Source organism: Arthrobacter sp. CMU6, from assembly GCF_059090205.1.
In genome coordinates this window covers 1-17,252 of record NZ_JBNHFL010000013.1, presented here as the reverse complement: position 1 = coordinate 17,252, position 17,252 = coordinate 1, and the positions used below count along the sequence as shown (strand labels likewise).

14 protein-coding genes are annotated in these 17,252 nt (G+C 68.9%); 4 read left to right on the top strand and 10 right to left on the bottom strand.

From position 1 onward, the window contains the following. Positions 1 to 35: 35 nt before the first annotated feature. On the bottom strand, positions 36 to 1,502 hold the full coding sequence (locus AC5RWD_RS10790) for a sugar porter family MFS transporter (RefSeq protein WP_494019992.1): 1,467 nt from the start codon (positions 1,500 to 1,502) through the stop codon (positions 36 to 38). Between the two features lie 136 nt (positions 1,503 to 1,638). Here AC5RWD_RS10790 and AC5RWD_RS10785 point away from each other — a divergent pair, with 136 nt between their 5' ends. Next, positions 1,639 to 2,643, top strand: a complete 1,005-nt coding sequence (locus tag AC5RWD_RS10785) for a LacI family DNA-binding transcriptional regulator (RefSeq protein ID WP_494019991.1) — start codon at positions 1,639 to 1,641, stop codon at positions 2,641 to 2,643. A gap of 1 nt (position 2,644) precedes the next feature. Here the strand turns inward: AC5RWD_RS10785 and AC5RWD_RS10780 are convergent, their stop codons facing one another. Beyond that, on the bottom strand, positions 2,645 to 3,292 hold the full coding sequence (locus AC5RWD_RS10780; protein ID WP_494019990.1) for an SGNH/GDSL hydrolase family protein: 648 nt from the start codon (positions 3,290 to 3,292) through the stop codon (positions 2,645 to 2,647). Between the two features lie 230 nt (positions 3,293 to 3,522). On the opposite strand from AC5RWD_RS10780, the gene AC5RWD_RS10775 reads away from it, so the two are divergent. Both AC5RWD_RS10775 and trxB read left to right on the top strand, forming a co-directional pair. Continuing rightward, positions 3,523 to 3,957 carry an arsenate reductase ArsC gene (locus AC5RWD_RS10775; RefSeq protein WP_494019989.1) on the top strand — a complete coding sequence of 145 codons (435 nt, stop codon included), beginning with the start codon at positions 3,523 to 3,525 and terminating at the stop codon, positions 3,955 to 3,957. 38 nt (positions 3,958 to 3,995) lie between these two features. Then, positions 3,996 to 5,030, top strand: coding sequence for a thioredoxin-disulfide reductase (gene trxB, locus AC5RWD_RS10770; RefSeq protein WP_494019988.1), 1,035 nt, complete (start codon positions 3,996 to 3,998; stop codon positions 5,028 to 5,030). A gap of 191 nt (positions 5,031 to 5,221) precedes the next feature. Here the strand turns inward: trxB and AC5RWD_RS10765 are convergent, their stop codons facing one another. The 3 genes from AC5RWD_RS10765 to AC5RWD_RS10755 all read right to left on the bottom strand — a co-directional run bounded on the left by AC5RWD_RS10765 (position 5,222) and on the right by AC5RWD_RS10755 (position 8,854). Continuing rightward, a complete protein-coding gene (locus AC5RWD_RS10765; protein WP_494019987.1) occupies positions 5,222 to 6,496 on the bottom strand; it encodes an MFS transporter in 1,275 nt (424 codons plus the stop codon). A 113-nt stretch (positions 6,497 to 6,609) separates the two neighbouring features. Continuing rightward, on the bottom strand, positions 6,610 to 7,650 hold the full coding sequence (locus AC5RWD_RS10760; protein ID WP_494019986.1) for an NAD(P)-dependent alcohol dehydrogenase: 1,041 nt from the start codon (positions 7,648 to 7,650) through the stop codon (positions 6,610 to 6,612). Between the two features lie 202 nt (positions 7,651 to 7,852). After that, positions 7,853 to 8,854 (bottom strand): helix-turn-helix transcriptional regulator, encoded by a 1,002-nt coding sequence (locus AC5RWD_RS10755; RefSeq protein ID WP_494019985.1) that lies wholly within the window; start codon positions 8,852 to 8,854, stop codon positions 7,853 to 7,855. Between the two features lie 136 nt (positions 8,855 to 8,990). Here AC5RWD_RS10755 and AC5RWD_RS10750 point away from each other — a divergent pair, with 136 nt between their 5' ends. Then, the gene (locus AC5RWD_RS10750; RefSeq protein WP_494019984.1) at positions 8,991 to 9,725 is read left to right on the top strand and encodes an SDR family NAD(P)-dependent oxidoreductase; all 735 of its coding nucleotides are present in this window, start codon (positions 8,991 to 8,993) and stop codon (positions 9,723 to 9,725) included. Positions 9,726 to 9,764: 39 nt separating this feature from the next. On the opposite strand, the gene AC5RWD_RS10745 is transcribed toward AC5RWD_RS10750, so the two are convergent. The 5 genes from AC5RWD_RS10745 to AC5RWD_RS10725 all read right to left on the bottom strand — a co-directional run. Continuing rightward, a complete protein-coding gene (locus AC5RWD_RS10745) occupies positions 9,765 to 12,389 on the bottom strand; it encodes a bifunctional lysylphosphatidylglycerol flippase/synthetase MprF (RefSeq protein WP_494019983.1) in 2,625 nt (874 codons plus the stop codon). 91 nt (positions 12,390 to 12,480) lie between these two features. Beyond that, complete coding sequence (locus tag AC5RWD_RS10740) at positions 12,481 to 13,953, bottom strand: UDP-glucose dehydrogenase family protein (RefSeq protein ID WP_494019982.1); 1,473 nt, start codon at positions 13,951 to 13,953, stop codon at positions 12,481 to 12,483. A 1-nt stretch (position 13,954) separates the two neighbouring features. Beyond that, positions 13,955 to 15,094, bottom strand: a complete 1,140-nt coding sequence (locus AC5RWD_RS10735; RefSeq protein ID WP_494019981.1) for a hypothetical protein — start codon at positions 15,092 to 15,094, stop codon at positions 13,955 to 13,957. After that, positions 15,091 to 16,452: a phosphotransferase gene (locus AC5RWD_RS10730; protein ID WP_494019980.1), complete on the bottom strand. Its 1,362-nt coding sequence runs from the start codon at positions 16,450 to 16,452 to the stop codon at positions 15,091 to 15,093. The genes AC5RWD_RS10735 and AC5RWD_RS10730 overlap by 4 nt, the downstream gene beginning before the upstream one ends. Continuing rightward, a partial coding sequence (locus AC5RWD_RS10725) for an ABC transporter ATP-binding protein (RefSeq protein WP_494019979.1) occupies positions 16,449 to 17,252 on the bottom strand: 804 nt, incomplete at its 5' end. The genes AC5RWD_RS10725 and AC5RWD_RS10730, both read right to left, overlap by 4 nt.

Below are 17,252 nucleotides of genomic sequence, written 5' to 3'. Positions count from 1 at the left end.
TAGACGCCCGGAGGCCTCACCTACAAAGGGAGCTGCTAGTGGGCAGCCGTCGCCGGGGTCTTGTGGACCAGGTAGATGGCACCGGTGGTGACGTCCTCCTCGAGAGCTTCGAGGGTGCGGCCGCGGGTTTCAGGCACCTGGGTGTAGATGAAGATCAATGCCAGGATGCCCACCACACCGAACATGAAGAACGTTCCGGTAATGCCGACTGATGCCACCAGCGTGGGGAAGAACAGGCCCAGGAGAGCGTTGGCGATCCACAGGCAGAAAATGGAGACCCCGATCGCGAAGCCGCGGATGTGCAGCGGGAAGATCTCCGAGAGCATCACCCAGACGGCGATGTTGAGGAAGGTCTGCATGGAGCCGACGAAGGCAACCACCAGGAAGAGGATCACGAAGGGCCGCGCCGGGTTGCCGACGGGCAGCGCGATGGAGGCGATGCCGATCAGGAAGTGGCAGATGGTGGTCAGCGTGAAGCCAAGGAGCAGGGTGGTGCGGCGGTTGACCCGCTGCATCATGGTGAGCGCAATGATGCCGCCGACGACGGCGATGACGCCCGGGGCGATGTTGGCGATGAGGGCGGCGCCGGAGTCGAAGCCGGCCTCAACCAGCACGGACTGGCCGTAGTACATGATCGAGTTGATGCCGGTCAGCTGCTGCGCCACGCCCAGGCCGATGCCCACCAGCAGGATCCGCAGGATCCACTTGTTCCTCAGTGCGCCCCAGCCGGAGAGGTTCATTTCCTCTTCCTCGTCGGCCAGGTGCTTGACGTCGGCCATCTCCGCTTCGGCGCGGTCGGATGAGCGGATGGTCTTCAGCACGGCCAGCGCGTCCTGGTTGCGGCCCCGGGAGATCAGCCAGCGCGGGGATTCCGGCATCCCGAGCATGCCGACGAACAGGGCAACTGCAGGTACTGCGGCCACGGCGAGCATGATGCGCCAGACGCCGCCGAATTCGCCCCAGACGTTGCCGATGATGGCGTTGACCACGAACGCGGCGAGCTGGCCGATGACGATCATGAGTTCGTTGCGGCCGGCGAGTGAGCCGCGGATCTCGTAGGGGGCCAACTCGGCGAGGTACACGGGGACCACCGAGGAAGCGCCGCCCACGGCGAGTCCGAGGATGACGCGGCCGACGACCATCACCTCGAAGTTCGGTGCGAACACGCAGGACAGGGCGCCGACGAGGAACAGCACGGCCAGCAGGATGATCGTCTTCCGGCGGCCCCAGGAGTCGGAGAGACGGCCGCCGCCCACAGCACCGGCTGCGGCGCCGAAAAGCAGGGAGCTGGTCACGATGCCCTCGGTGATGGGGGTGAGGCCAAGATCGGCGGTCATCGGCCGGAGCGCGCCGTTGATGACACCCGTGTCGTAGCCGAAGAGCAGCCCGCCGAAGGTTGCGACCATGGCGACCATGCCGAGCCGCTTGCGGTGGGGGCCGTTCGTGAGCGGCGGCAGCGAGGGCGTATGTGCGGCGTCGCGCTGGGCTTGGGTAGCAGACATAAGGACTCCTTTGTCTCAAGTTTGCGGGACGTGTACCCGCTGTCACACCTAGACTAACGCGCGAAAGGCTCAAATGTAAGGTCAAACTTACAAATGCATCAGTTTTTGCTGTTTCCGCCCGTGGGAGGATGGCTGTATGACTCTTGAGCGCCAGCAGCGGCCAGCCACGCAGGCTGATGTTGCCCGCGAGGTCGGGGTTTCCCGCACTCTGGTGTCCTTTGCCTTCCGCGGCGCCGCCGGCGTCAGCCCCGAGACCAAGCAGGCGATCTTTGATGCCGCCAAACGACTGGGATACCGGCACAACGCGGCAGCCGCCGCCCTGGCAAGCAAGCAGCGCACGGCCGTCGGGCTTTACCTCCTGGACCTCCGGAACGAGGTCTTCTCGGATGTGCTCAACGGCGTGCGGCTGGCGCTTCCGCAGTCGCGCAACCGGCTCATCCTCAGTGTCTCCCGCTCGATCGGCGGGGAGGACCAGGGGGCCGTTGACTCGCTCATCGAGGCACGGGTGGGGATCATCATTGCGGCGACGCTGCTCGATCCCGACGAACGGGTTCGGGAGCTGGCGCAGATGGTCCCGGTGGTCAGTGTCACGCGCCGGGTGGAGGGCGTGGACAGCGTATACCCGGACGACCGTGCGGGCGCGCGGGCCGCCGTCGAGCATCTTCTCGGACTCGGGCACACCCGGATCGCCCACCTGGCCGGTCCGCATTATGACGGACACACCGTCCGCCGGGACGTTTACCAGCAGGTGATGCGGTCCGCCGGCCTGACCCCGCAGACCGTGGCGGCTGACGATTTCACGCAAGAGGCCGCGGAGCGTGTGGCGGCGGAGCTGCTGGGCGGACCGGACCGGCCGACGGCAGTATTCACGCACAACGACCAGTTCGCGCTGGGTGTCCGCGAAGTCGCGTACGCGATGGGCCTGACGATTCCCGGCGACCTGTCGCTCGTGGGCTACGACGATTCCCGGACCGCCCGGCTTCACGGGATTGACCTGACTTCCGTGGATCTCCATGCCGTGGAGCTGGGAAAAACGGCCGGAAGTGTCGCGCTGGAGCGGCTCAACGGACCCGGCGCTCCGCTCGCGGACAAGTGCATCACGCCCCGGCTCGTGGTCCGGGGTTCCACGGCTCCGCTCTAGTTCAGGTGCCGCCGATGACGCGTGACCGGGGCGCCTGGCGGCCAGGATCCAGCAGGGCGGCGACGGCCCGGGCGATTTTGGCCCCTCCCTGCACGGACGGTTCGATGGCATTCGCGTAGTCGCCGTCGTGGTTGCAGATGATCCGGAGGTCGAGCAGGGTGAGGCCGCGGGTGAAGGCGGCCCTGGTGACGCAGTCGTTGAAGACCGTGAGGGCGGTCCTGATCATCCGGTAGAAAGGCCCGGAGGAAGGGGTGTCGTAAATGGTGCACACCGCTGCGGGCAGTCCGCTCGCTGAAAGTCCTTCGGCCATCAGCTCATAGTCGGCGGCGAACCGCTCCTGGGCATCAGCGAACATGTCCAAGGCCTCCGCCACAGAGCGCGCGGGCGCTTCGAGCAGGTGGGCGTAGCGGAGCGCATCGTTGCCGCCGGCACTGACCACGAGGTGGGTGGCGTCGTCAGGGAGGGCCAACAGCTGGCGGGGAACGCCGGCAATAACGTCCCCGTCCAGTGCAAGAAGTGTTGCCTTCCAACCGTGCGGCAGCTCTTCACGCAACTGCTCGACGACGCCGGGTCCGCCGTTGACGTAGGCCTTGTTGTCGAAAATCGAGTCCCCGAGTAGGACAACGTGGCCGCCGGTGCTGGTGTTCATGCCGCATCCTCGCACGAAAGGCCCGCCGTGACGAGGGCCGTGGTGACGAGGGCAGTGGTGACGCCCAAGGATCGACCGCGAGTTCCAAACCGGAGGGGTTAATCGGCCCTCGGCCCATCCGGCTCTTGATTGAATTGCCCGCTCTTGTTGCACTGGAGTACGCAGGTCTGTGGGCACGCACCGCTTCCTCCCGGCGATGCAGGCTCCGACCGCCAGACCAGGAGACCGCCATGACGCCCGATCCAGCCAAGAAGCCCACCGTCCTGTTCGTCTGCGAGCATAACGCCGGCCGGTCGCAGATGGCGGCCGGGTTCCTCATCAGCCTGTCCCGGGGCGCAGTTGAGGTGCGTTCCGCCGGCATCAAGCCCTCGTACGAGGTGAGCCCCTCCGTCGTCCAGGCCATGGCCGACGTCGGTGTTGATATTTCAGGTGAGATCCCCAAGGTCCTCACCACGGGTGCCGTCCAGGAGGCCGACGTCGTGATCACCATGGGCTGCGGCGACGAGTGTCCGGTGTTCCCCGGCAAACGCTACGAAGACTGGGAACTGGCCGACCCCGCCGGAAAGGGTATTAAATCGGTCCGCCCGATCCGCGATGAGATCCGGACGCGCGTCGAGGCACTGGTTACCGAACTGCTGCCCGCCCGGCACGCCGACGCGCAGTAACAGTTTCCATTAATGAGCCTGAAGAGAAGGAGCCAGCAGTGAGCAAAAACGCCAAGCCCGAGGACGCCAGCGCCGGGAAGGCCAGCCCCGAACAGGTCGGCAGCGAACAGCTGATCATCATCGGCTCCGGGCCTGCCGGCTACACTGCCGCGATCTACGCCGCCCGGGCCGGGCTGAAGCCGCTTGTCCTGGCCGGCTCGGTCACCGCGGGCGGCGCGCTGATGAACACCACCGAGGTGGAGAACTTCCCCGGTTTCCCGGAGGGCGTCCAGGGCCCCGAGCTGATGGACGGCCTGCAGCAGCAGGCGGAGAAGTTTGGCGCGCAGGTGGTGTTCGACGACGCCACCCAGGTTCAGCTCAAGGGCCACCTTAAGCGTGTGGTCACCGGCGGCGGTGAGACCTATGAGGCGCCTGCGGTCATCCTGGCCACCGGCTCGGCGTACAAGGAACTGGGGCTGGCCGAGGAGAAGGAGTTCAGCGGCCATGGCGTCTCCTGGTGCGCCACCTGCGACGGGTTCTTTTTCCGCGACCAGGACATCATCGTGGTGGGCGGCGGGGATTCCGCGATGGAGGAGGCCACGTTCCTGACCCGCTTCGGGAAGTCCGTGACCGTCGTCGTCCGCAAGGGCGAGCTCCGGGCCTCCCGCATTATGGCGCAGCGGGCCAAGGACAACCCGAAGATCACGTTCGCGTGGAACTCGGCGGTGACGGCGATCCACGGCAACGGCAAGGTCAGCGGCGTCACCCTGACCGACACCCGCACCGGCGAAACCCGGAAGCAGCCCGCCACCGGGCTCTTCGTGGCGATCGGGCACGTGCCGCGTACCGAGCTGGTGGCCGGGCAGGTGGAGCTCGACGGCGAGGGCTACATCAAGGTCGATTCGCCCACCACCTGCACCAACCTCAGTGGCGTGTTCGCGTGCGGCGACGCAGTGGACCACCGCTACCGCCAGGCGATCACCGCCGCCGGCACCGGGTGCGCGGCGGCCCTCGACGCCGAGCGGTACCTTGCCGCGCTGGCGGACGCGGACAGCATCGCCACGGCACTGGTGGAGGAGCCCACGCACGCCTGATGCCACAACAGAGGAGGCGGCGGCCGACAAACCAAGCGGCGGCTGAAATTTACGGGACGGCGGCGGCTGGGGGGCCGCCTTGGTCTCAGTCAGGCGGCACCGCCGCCGGCCCAGCCCCGGTGGTCGACTTAATTATCGTCCTCACTCGATTTAAAGAGAAGTGGGAGTCAACGCTTGCCTGCCCCTGGGCCCTACTTGGGTGAACGGGACAACTGCCCCTCGCGGGGACCGGCCGGATACCCGCGGTGGCGGCTGACGAAGATGATCACCAGCGCCACAGCCAGCGGAACCGCCGCAGCCAGCGGGACGAAAAGCGCGCCGACGGTGTTGAGGGCCAGCGCACCGTACGCGGCCCCGACGGCGATGCCCAGCTGGATGGTCACCACGGCCAGTCCGTTGGCGGCGTCCTTGTGCTCGCCGCCCGCGCGGAGGATGGCCGCCTGGTTGTAGATGCCGGTGGCTCCGAAGGTGATGCCCCAGAGGGTCAGGAGTGCGAGGCTGCCGGTCCAGGTGCCGCCGAGCGCTGGCAGGAGGGCGAAGCTGGCCAGGAGCAGGGCCACGCCGGTCAGGATGGATCCGCGGGGGCGGGCGTCCGCGGTGAGGCCGGCAATCCAGATGCCCACCAGGCTGGCGACGCCGATGACGGACAGCGAGATGCCGGTGGCGGTGCTGGGCAGGCCCTCGGCCAGGAGGAACGGGGCGATGTAGGTGAACAGGGCGAAGTGGCCCAGGAGCAGCAGCGGCCAGGCAGTGGCCACCGCGATGACGCCGGGCAGTGCCATGGCTGCGCGCAGCGACGGCGCCGAGCCCCGGCCGGCGTCGGAAGCCGGCGGCAGCAGACGAATGGCCAGCAGCGCGAGGAGCGTGGCGACCCCGGCCAGGACCAGGAAGGATGAGCGCCACGAGAGCAGGGACCCCATCACCGTGCCGAGCGGGGCGCCGACGGCCAGGGCGATGCTGTTGCCGCTGAACACGATGGCCATCGCCTTGCCCACGGAATGCGCCGGCACGATCCTCGCAACATACGGGGCCATGCTGGACCAGAGCAGGCCGTGGGCCACGCCGCCAAGAAGCCTGGCGGCGATGGCCAGGCTCAGATTGGGGCTGGCAGCCAGCAGCACGTTGCTCAGCGCGAAGGCCAGCACGGTCACGATCAGCAGCGCCTTGCGGGGCATCCGCCCGCCGAGCAGCCTGGACAGGGGAAGGGCCGTGATGACGATGACGGCCGCATAGGCAGCGGTCAGCGAGCCGACAGCCGATTCCTCCACGCCCAGGTCATGGCTGATCTGTGGAAGCAGCCCCGAAGGCAGGAGTTCGGTGGTGACGGCGGTGAACCCGGCCATGGCCAGGATGAGCAGGCCGGCCCGCGGGATCCTTGCGGGGCGGGCCGGCAGAGCGGAGGGGACGGCGGACGTGCCTGTCGGGGCCTGCGTGGGGGTACCGGAGCCGGAATGTTCTTGGGTCACGTATTTCCTGAAAGTTTCGTCATTGGTGTTGCCTGTCCGGGGCCCCGGGGTGGAACGCCCGACGGCGGGCCGGCCCCTTAAGGGACCGGCCCGGCCGTCGGGCGTCTATTGCCTTAGAGGGTGGCGGTGTCAATCACGAAGCGGTAGCGCACGTCCGAGGCGAGGACGCGTTCGTAGGCTTCGTTGATCTTGTCGGCCGGGATGACCTCGATCTCGGCGCCGATGCCGTGCTCGGCGCAGAAGTCGAGCATCTCCTGGGTTTCGCGGATGCCGCCGATCATGGAACCGGCGAAGGCGCGGCGGCCGCCGATGAGTGCAAACGCGTTGACCGGAAGCGGCTCGGCCGGAGCACCGACGTTGACCAGCGTGCCGTCGAGGGACAGCAACTGCAGGTAGGAGCTGATGTCGATCGAGGCACTGACCGTGTTGATGATCAGGTCGAAGCTGCCGGCGAGCGCTTCGAACGTGCCGGCGTCGCTCGTGGCGTAGTAGTGGTCTGCGCCGAGGCGCAGGCCGTCTTCCTGCTTCTTGAGCGACTGGGACAGGACGGTGACCTCGGCGCCCATGGCGTGGGCGAGCTTGACGGCCATGTGGCCCAGTCCGCCGAGGCCGACGACGGCGACCTTCTTACCGGGGCCGACGCCCCGGCGCTTCAGCGGGGAATAGGTGGTGATGCCGGCGCACAAAAGGGGAGCGGCGACGTCGAGCTCGATGCCGTCCGGGATGGTGACGACGAATTCCTCGGTGACCACGACGTGGGTGGAGTAGCCGCCCTGGGTGATGGTGCCGTCGCGGTCAACCGCGCCGTACGTGCCGACCATTCCCTTCAGGCAGTACTGTTCCTCGCCGGCCACGCAGTTGGCGCACTCCCTGCAGGAGTTGACCATGCAGCCGACGCCCACCCGGTCGCCGACCTTGTGGCGGGTCACTTCGGAGCCCACCTCGGTGACGATGCCGGCGATTTCGTGGCCGGGTGCCAGCGGGTACTGCTGCGGGCCCCAGTCGCCGCGGACGGTGTGGATGTCGGAGTGGCAGATGCCGGCGAACTTGATTTCGATGAGGACGTCGTGCGGGCCGACCTCGCGGCGTTCGATGGTGGTGGGGATGAGGTCCTCGGAAGCGGAGGGCGCGGCGTAGGCGTTGACGGTAGGCATAGTTCTCCTATGTGTCGGTGTGGGTGGAACGGGCCGCAGATGAAAGCCATGGACCGTTTCTTTCATCTACTTAACCCCATCGCCGTGGCGAGAGGCAGACCCTGCTGTAAGGGGTAACCACAGGGACCCCCAAGTCTCTTCCCGATTGTGTTGCACAGCACGGGATGGGCTGTTGTGGAGGGACCGTTGAGGTTGCTTTGGGTCAGGCTTTGCGGTTGCGGTTGCGGTCACGTTGGTCGACGCGTCCGCTTTGAAGGCCGACGGCGGTGGTGCCGCCTTGCGCTGTGCCTTCGGCTTGCGCTGTTCTGTCGGGAGCCGCCGAGCCTTCGCGGGCCGCGGCGCCGTCGCGGGATTCGGATATTGCTGCGGTTGCAGCCCAGCTGGCCAGCAGCCGCAGACCGTCCTCGGACGGCGAGCCCGGTTCGGCCGTGTACGTGAACATAGTGAGCCCTGGCGTGGCCGTCAGCTCCAGCCCGTTGAAGTGCAGGTCGAGCCGGCCGACGGCCGGGTGCTGGAAGGTCTTGGCGCCCGTGCGGTGCAGCCGGACATTCCGCTGTGCCCAGCGCCTGCGGAATTCCTCACTGCGGGTGGACAGTTCCCCGATGAGGTCCGACAGGGCTTTGTTGAAGGGGTCGCGGCCGGCTTCGGCATGCAGCAGCGCCACACTCGTGTCGGCCGCCATGTCCCAGTCCGCGTACAGGCGTTCGGAACGGCTGTTGAGGAACGCAAACCGGGCGAAGTTCACGGGCCGCGCCGGGTCCTCAAAAGCAGGGGAGTACAGGGCCCGGGCAAGGTCATTGGCGGCAACGATGTCCAGGTGCGCGTTCTGGACGAATGCCGGGATGCCGGCCAGGCCGTCGAGGATGAGCTGGACGCTCGGGTGGATCGCCTGAGCGGGCTGCCTCCGCCGCCGGGCAGCGGGCCCGGCAGCCCGGGCGAGGTTGAACAGATGTTCATGCTCCGCCTCGTTCAGCTGCAGGGCGCGTGCGATGGCTTCCAGGACGGAGTCGGACACCCCGGCCAGGCTGCCGCGCTCCACCCGCGTGTAGTACTCAACGCTCATGCCGGCCAGCATTGCCACTTCTCCACGGCGCAGGCCGGGCACGCGCCGCACGCCGCCGAGGTCCGGCAGCCCCGCCTGTTCTGGGGTGAGCTTCGCCCGCCGGGAGGCAAGGAACTCCCGTATCTCGTTCCGGTTGTTCATAGCCACCACGTTACGGACCCTGTGGATACTGTGGGAGTCCCTGTCAGGGCCTGCCAGACGCGGGACGCCCCGATTACTGTGAAACAGGCGGGCTGCCCGGGCGGCGGCATGGAGTAGCGGGAACGGAGCACGCGCAGTGGCGAGGATATTCATTACCGGTTCTGCCGGCGGACTGGGGCTTAATGCCGCTCGGGCGCTGATGCAGCAGGGCCACGAAGTGATCCTGCACGCCAGGGATGAGTCTCGGCTGGCGGACGCCGGGGGGATCCGGGAGCAGGCCGTCGGCGCCGTCGTCGGAAATCTGGCCGACCTCGGCGAGACGGTGCGGGTGGCGGAACAGGCGGACAAGTACGGCCCGTTCGATGCCGTCATCCACAACGCCGGGGTGTACACCGGTAGCGAGATCTTTTCGGTCAATACCGTTGCGCCCTACATTCTGACCGCGCTCATGGCGCGGCCGCGCCGGGCCGTGTACATCAGCAGCGGCATGCACCGGTCCGGCACGCCTGACCTCCAGGGAATCGACTGGACGGACGCGGCCAGGCGGCCGGCCGCCTACTCGGACAGCAAGCTGTATGTCACCACGCTCTCGGCCGCGGTGGCCAGCCGCTGGCCTGACGTTGAAAGCAATGCGGTGGATCCCGGCTGGGTGCCCACCAGGATGGGCGGAAGCGCCGCGCCGGACAACCTGGAGCTGGGGCACGTCACGCAGGTGTGGCTGGCAACCGGGGAGGCAGGTGAGAACCCCGTGTCCGGAGGCTATTGGTTCCACCAGCAGCGCCGGGAGCCCCACCCGGCCGTCAACGACCCGGCGTTCCAGTCTGCACTGCTCGACGCACTGGAACGCCACACGGGTTACGCGCTCCGCTAGCCCGCGCGTCCCTGCCCGCGCCTCCTGACCAGTTTCGGGTCAGCGGCGGGTGAGGAGGCCGCGGACCAGCGTCAGGCCCTGGCCCAGGTTGATCGAAGGCAGGTACGCCCGGGTGATGGCGTTGGCGATCGCGGGCAGGGCGGCTGCATCAGGGTAGAGCAGGTACATGGGTTCGTAGTCCGGCTTGAACTTCGCCTTGAACGCCAGCAGGGAACGGAAGCCATAGACCGGTTCCAGGGCTGCGCCGAGCCAGTCGAGCATCCGGTCCAGGCCGCCATTCGCGTCCTGACCGCCGTTCGCGTCTTGGCCGGCAGGCGCGCCGGAACCGGGGGAGGAACCAGAAGCGGCACCGGCCGCAACGCCGCCGGCAGGCGACGAAGACGGCACCCGGGCCAGCGGCGCCCCGGACAGGCTCATGAACTCGCACCCCTCGTCCTGCAGGCTCAGCGCGGCGGAGGCGATGAGGAAGTCAATGCTCGCACGGAAACCGTCGCCGCGCCGCCGCATGAAGTCCAGGGTCCAGCCCTCCACGTATCCGTTCCGGTACACCGGCAGCCACGACGCGACCGCATGGACGGTGTGCTCGGAATCGATGGCCAGCAGGCAGCGGACCTCGGGGTCGTCCAGCTCATCCAGGCTGCCCAGCGTGAAGCCCATCTCCGGGACTTTCTTGTCCGCCACCCACTCCTCGGAAATCGCCTCGATCTGGGCCTGCACAGCGATCGGCGCCCGGGCAAACGTGGTCCATTCGGCGCGGATGCCGGCCTTGGCTGCCCGGTTCAGTGCGGTGCGGATGTCCTGGAACTTCTTGCCCCGGAAGGACACCTCGTCCAGCCGCAGCACGGTTTCCTGCGCCACCTGCACCGAGCCCCAACCCAGCGATCCGGCCAGACCGCGGAGCTCCTCGGACACGAAGTAGAAGCACGGCGTCCACCCGCTGAACCTGCAGTGCCGGGCAAACTCCGTAAACGCTGCCTCCCGCTCGGCCCGCGGACCCACGGGCGGCCCGAGCGCCACGGCCACCCCGCTGAGGACCCGGTACGCGATGAAACTCGAACCGGAGAACCAGTAGCTGTTCCCGCTCCACGTGGTCATCCAGGAGAGCGAGCCGCCGCCGTGTGCTTTGAGGATGCGCCGCGCCCGCTCCTCGTCCGCGCTGTGCCGGCCGTGGGCCGGACGCAGGAACGTCCGGAGCAGCAGCGCTCCGGTCCACGCCCAGAACACGACGCCGATGCTTTCGTAAAGCACGACGGCGGCGGTGCTTTCGGGGAAGAAGGCCGGTGAGCGGTCCACCAGGAAGCCGAGGGGCAGGAACCTGTCCGGAACGTCGGCCAGAAGCTGGACCAGTCCGGGCACGGGGGTGAATCCGCCGGCCAGGGCCAGTCCCAGGCCCAGGTACACAAGGCTCAGCAGAACCAGGGCAATCACCACCCGGCGCGCCAGCCGGAGGTACGTTCCCCGCGGGGCGCGCACCGGGAACAGGTTCCGGCCCGCCAGCAGGAGCACCGTCAGGAAGACGGGCAGGAGCATTGGCAGCACCAGGCTGAGCGGGTGCGAATAGCCCGACAGTTCGATTCCGCCTACGCCCTCGCGGACGGGCAATCCAGGACCGGGCGGCGGCAGCAGGACGCCGGCGATGGTGACGGCGGCCAGCAGCGACAGCATCGCCTGGATAAAGAGCGCGCCAACCCAGGCGAACCGCCGCCCGCGCCGCAGGCCGTCCGCGAACAGGAGCAGCAGGAACGACGGCAGGATGGCCATGAAGATTCCGCCCGCCCCGGCCCGCAGTTGCAGCTGCGCGGCCGCGCAGTCCCTGAGGCCGGCCGGCCGGGAGCAGGCCGCCTGCAGCGCCGCGGGGTCCACCGGCTGGATGTTGGTGAACAGGAACTTCAGTACGGAAAGAGGTCCGACGGCGTGCGGCGCCAGTCCCGCGATCACCGGGCCGATCGCCGCGACGGTCAGGAGCAGGGCCACCAGAATCCGGGCCTCGTGCCGGGAGACGGCGGGCCTGCCGAAGCGCGGGCGCCGGCCCAGCAGCACCGGACCCAGCAGCCCTCCTGCCGCGGCCGCCCCGAGCCGGACGAGGTCCTCGAAGCCTCCGGCATACATTGCAAACAGCAGCAGCACGGCCAGCAGGACAACCCGGATCCGGCGCCGCCACAGGGTGGTGAAGGCGGCGGTTGAAGCCATCGCGGCAGCGCAGGCCAGGGCGCTCGGCCCCAGGAAGAAGTGCCCGCTCAGGTCGCGGATCCAGCTGCCCATCAGGCCGCGAGCCGCGGCGAGGAACCCGAGAGTCAGCACGATCCCGAACACGTGTCCGGCCAGCGCCGCCGCAGCGAACTTCAGGGACCCAAGACGGCGTTCCAGCGGCAGTCCGGCCAGCAGCACCAGCAGCGTGCCCACAACGTACCCGGCCAGGTCCCGCTCCCAGAAGGCCGAGAGCAGAAGCGCCCACCAGTGGTCCGGTACGGCATGTGAGGTGGCTGCGACGTGGGGCAGAAGAACCGGCGGCGGCCCGGAGCGGAGGCTGGCGGACAGTGCGCCCGCGGTCCAGAAGAGAACGACGAAGGTGAGGGTGGCGGGGGAGCCGCGCAGCACCCGGGCCCACCCCGCGGGTGTCCGGTAGCCGGAGGGTACTGCTCGTCCCTGGTCCGGCTGCCGCATGGGTGAAGGGCTCCTTTCAAAGGGCTCTTCGATTGTTCCACACCCGTTCCGGAACCCTACGAGCCGGCGGAACCACCACCCAGGACCATGATTACAGCATCACCAGGGCTTCCGGTGCCGCAACCGCCTGGCAGTGGCGAACCGGGTCGGGCAGCTTGGTGGGGCTGCCGAGGGCGCGGTAGTCCCAGCCGGCGGCGCGGTAGGCGTCGGCGTTGAGTGCGTGGCGGCCGTCGACGATGTTGCGTCGGTGCACGAGTGTGCCGAGGGCGGTGGGGTCGGCGTGGCGGAAGAGGTCCCATTCGGTGAGGAGTGCGACGATTTCGGCGCCGGTGACGGCGGTCTCGAGGGTGTCGGCGTAGGTGAGGTCGGGGTAGGCGTGGCGGGCGTTGTTCATGGCTTGGGGGTCGTAGACGGTGACGTGGGCGCCGGCTTGGTGGAGCATGCGGGCGACGTCGAGGGCGGGGGCGTCGCGGATGTCGTCGGAGTCGGGTTTGAAGGCGGCGCCGAGGACGGTGACGTTGACGCCGCTGAGGTCTCCGCAGGCCATTTCGGTGATGAGGTCCACGGTGCGTTGGCGGCGGCGCTGGTTGATGGCGTCGACTTCCCGGAGGAAGCCGACGGCGTGTCCGACGCCGAGTTCTTTGGCGCGGTGGGTGAAGGCGCGGATGTCTTTGGGGAGGCAGCCGCCGCCGAAGCCGAGGCCGGGGGTGAGGAAGCGGCCGCCGATGCGGGTGTCGTAGGAGAGGGCGGTGGCGAGGTGGTTGACGTCGGCGCCGGTGGCTTCGCAGATTTCGGCCATGGCGTTGATGTAGGAGATTTTGGTGGCGAGGAAGGAGTTGGCGGCGGCTTTGACCAGTTCGGCGGTGGCGGGGTCCGTGACCACCATGGGGGTGCCGGCGGCGATGACGGGCGCGTAGCAGGCCTCGAGCCGTTCCCGGGCCCACTCGGACGCAACACCGAACACGAGCCGGTCCGGGTGGAGGGTGTCGTCGACGGCGTGTCCTTCGCGGAGGAATTCGGGGTTCCAGGCGAGTTCGGCCCGGCCGCCGGCGGGCGAGCCCGACCGGAGGAACTGGGCCAGCCGCTCCGCCTTGCCGACGGGCACGGTGGATTTGCCTGTGACGAGGCAGTCCCGGTCCAGGTGCGGTGCCAGCCGGGCAAGGGCGGCGTCGAGGTAGCGGAGGTCGGCGGCCGGTGAGTCGGGCATTTGCGGCGTGCCGACGCAGAGGAAGTGGATGTCGGCGCCGTGTGTGGCGGAGAAGTCGGTGGTGAAGCTGAGCCTGCCGCACTCCAACATGCGGCGGAGCAGTTCCTGCAGTCCCGGTTCGTAGAACGGCAGTGTCCCACTGGCGAGGGAGTTGATCTTGTTCGCGTCGACATCGATTCCCACCACTTGGTGGCCCAGCAGTGCCATGCAGACGGCGTGGGTGGCGCCAAGGTACCCGGTGCCGATGACGGAAAGGGAAAGGCCGGCGGCCGCTAATCCGGCCGAGGGCCCGGACGGGTCAGTGGGGCCAGGGACGTCGGACGGGGTGGTCGTGGCCGTGGTCGGCAAGTTGTTCATGTCAGGCTCCTATCGGGGTTCGTACGGGGAGGGCCGGGCCCTGGGCGGGGAGGTCACCAGCGACGAGGTAGCTGGCGGCGTCGGCTCCCCATGGCGGCCGGAAGGAATAGAGGCAGGCCAGCCGGAGCCGGGTGGACGCGGCGTAGGCGGAGAAGCGGCGCGGGCTGACGTGCAGGCGTTCGGCGGTAGATACGACCGCTGCGTGGGCGATGGCGTACCGGCGGGTGGTGAGCACGTTTTGCCGCCACCTCAGTTCCAGGTGCACGTCGAGGTTGGCCAGGTCCAGGGCAGCCTCGGCCCGGCAGGACTCATCAAAATCCAACAGCCCGGGAGCTGTGGCGTTGCCGGTGCCCAGTCTTTCGGTGCCGAGCATCTGCTTGTCGTGCAGATCGCCGTGGGCCCAACCCATACGGTCTGGGGGTGTGCCGAGCAGGGTCTCGGTGACCACGCGGACACGGGAGAGGAGCGCGGCGCGGGCGGGAGCGGCGGCGGCGATGCCCTCGCTGTGCCGGAGCCAGTGATCCACCCAGCGCTGCAGGGTCGCGGCCTCCTTACCGGCATCGCGGAGCGGAAGCTGCTCCAGGCTGTCCTGGAATGCGGAACTGCCGGCGGCGGTCACGGTTCCTACCCAGGCGCTGGACCATTCCGCCCACAGAGCGGCGTAGGAAGCATCGGTGCTTCCTGCTTGGCTGTGGCCGAGCTCGTGGAAGGACCGGCCCGCCAGGTGGCTGAATACCAGGACGTCGGGCTTTGCGCTGACCAGCCGGGGCGTGTGGAAGCCGCCTTCGGTAAGGGCAGCGGCCGTGATGCTGTGGCTGGCCGCGGCTGCCAGTGCACGGCCGGGGCGGAAGACCTTGATGTAGGCCTCGGGGGCACGGAGAACGGCTCGTTTATGGGCGCGGTGCACCACCATCTCACCCTTCGTCGCCTCGGCGGCGAGTGCGGGGAGGCGGGGGTCGTCCGCCCTGATGGCCTTGAACGTTCCGCCACTGAAGTGGCCGGCCAGGACGCCGGGCCGGTCCGGGGAGCGGACTTCCACATCGTAGGAGCCCGGCGATGTTCCGGGCCAGGCCCGCCGGACTGTCCAGTCGGTGCCGGCGGCGTCGGTTACGCGGCGGGGGACAGGGGGATGCCAGGTCATGCGGTCAGCTCCTTGGCCCGGTCCAGGTGCCAGAAGATGTCGGCGGCCCACTCCGGGGCACGGTCGCGGAAGGGGTCAACGCTGCTGGTGAAGAGCCGGTAGGCTGCCCAGGCATCCACGGCGGTTTGCGAGAACCGTCCCCCGGCGTCGAGGTAGCCCTCGGCGAGGAGGGCCGTCTTGGGTCCACCGGCAGGGGCGCCCCCGGCGGCAGCCCCGCCGCCGTCACGAGCCCCGCCGCCGGGGGAACCGCCCGGAGCAGCTCCGCCCGCAGCGGGAATCAACGCCTCTTCGGCGGCGGCGAATGACCCCAGGTCGGCCTCCGCTGTTCCGGTGCCCGCCCGGTCGAAGTCGATGAGCCGCACCTCTGAATTCCCCACCAGAACCTGGTCGGGGGAGAAGTCCCCGTGGACCAGGACCGGTGCTGTCCGGGGCCGTTCAAGCAGCAGGGCCGAGAGCCGGGTTTGCAGGTCTCTGGCCAGTGGTTCATGTTCCGGCAGCAGAGCGGAAACCATGCTGCGCGTGGCCTTCAGTTGCGCCTCGAGGTCTTCGCGCCAGTTGCCTGTGGCGGGATGGGCGCCACCCCCGGCCACATCCGGGGAGACGGGCACGCGGTGGAGTGCGGCGAGGGCCGCGCCGGCGGTGTAGGCGGCGCGCGCGTCGGTGGTGTCGTCGCGCGCCGCGAGGTCACCGGCACCCCACGCGGTGCTGGCGCTGATGCCGTTGGCGAGGCATTCGGCGTCGGCGAGCTGAGGGAGGAGGGGGACGCCATGGTGGCGGAGACGGTTGAGGAACTGGGTTTGCTGTCCGGCGCCGGCGGGCTTGCCTGCCGCTTTAATCACGACGGCGGTGCTCGCCTTGTGGCTGAGAAGGACCAGCCGCCGTTCCGGCTTGTAGCGCAGCACGCTGCTGCCCGCCAGCAAGGCAGCGCCGGGCCGGCGGCGAAGGCCCAGCCGTTCGTCGCCGTTCCTGTTCAGCCACGTGAGGTTCTTGTGCAGGGCCCAGTCGTCCTCCACACCGCCCACTGCCACCAGGATGTCTGGGTGCCGGGGGTCCGGCCGGAGGATGCGCATGTCCCCGCCGTGGCTGCGGACGGTGCGTTCGCGTTCGAGGAGTTTGCCGCTGCCGGCGGGTGTGCGGGTCATGGCCCAGCCGTAGTCGAAGCTGCCGTTGCGGATCCTGCGGAATGCCACCAGCAGGGAGGTGCCCGGCTTGTAGCGGACGCGGGTGACGCGGACGGTTTCACCGAGGAGTTCGGAGAGGCGGCCGTTGTCCAGCAGCCAGGGCAGGCCGGGAAGCGCGGCGTCGCGGCGGGCGAGGGAGCGTTCGGCGTGCACCGCCCCGGGGACCAGGGTGATCATGGCACTTCCACCCTGATGGCTCCCGGCGCAGCCAGGGAGTCCGCAGGACCAACAGCAGCTGCCGCAACGCCGGCGCCGCCGAGCCGGTCACCAACGCTACCAAGATGGGCACCAAGTCCCTGCTCCTCGATCCAGCGGGCGAACCGGGAGTCCGGGTCCCGGAGGAGGTCTTCGGGGCGGCCGGTTTCGGTGATGCGGCCGTGGTCGAGCCAGATGATGCGGTCGCTGGTGCGGGCGGAGTGGGCGTCGTGGGTGATGGTGATGGAGGTCCGGTTCCGGGTGAGGGCGGCGAGGGCCTGCAGGACGGAGTTGCGGGCGACGGGGTCCAGCCCGGCGGTGGCTTCGTCGAGGATGACGATGGGCGCGCGCCGGAGGATGGCGCGGGCGATGGCGATTCGTTGCCGCTGGCCGCCGGAGAGGTCTTTGGCGGCTTCGCCGAGGACGGTGTCGTAGCCGTTGGGCAGGGCGCGGATGAATCCGTCGGCCTGGGCGAGGGTGGCTGCTTCCTCGATCTCGTGGTCTGTGGCGTCGAGCCGGCCGAAGCGGATGTTGTCCCGGACCGAGGAGCCGAAGAGCACGGAGTCCTGCAGCAGGATGGACACGTGCGAGCGGACGGAGGCGATGGTGAGGTCGCGCAGGTCTTCGCCGCCGATCCGGACGGTGCCGGTGCTGGGGTCGATCATGCGCAGGATGAGGCTGGCGAGGGTGGATTTGCCGGCGCCGGAGGGGCCGAGGATGGCGATGTGCTCGCCGGCGGGGATGGTGAGGCTGATCCCGTGCAGCACGGTCCCCTCGCCGTG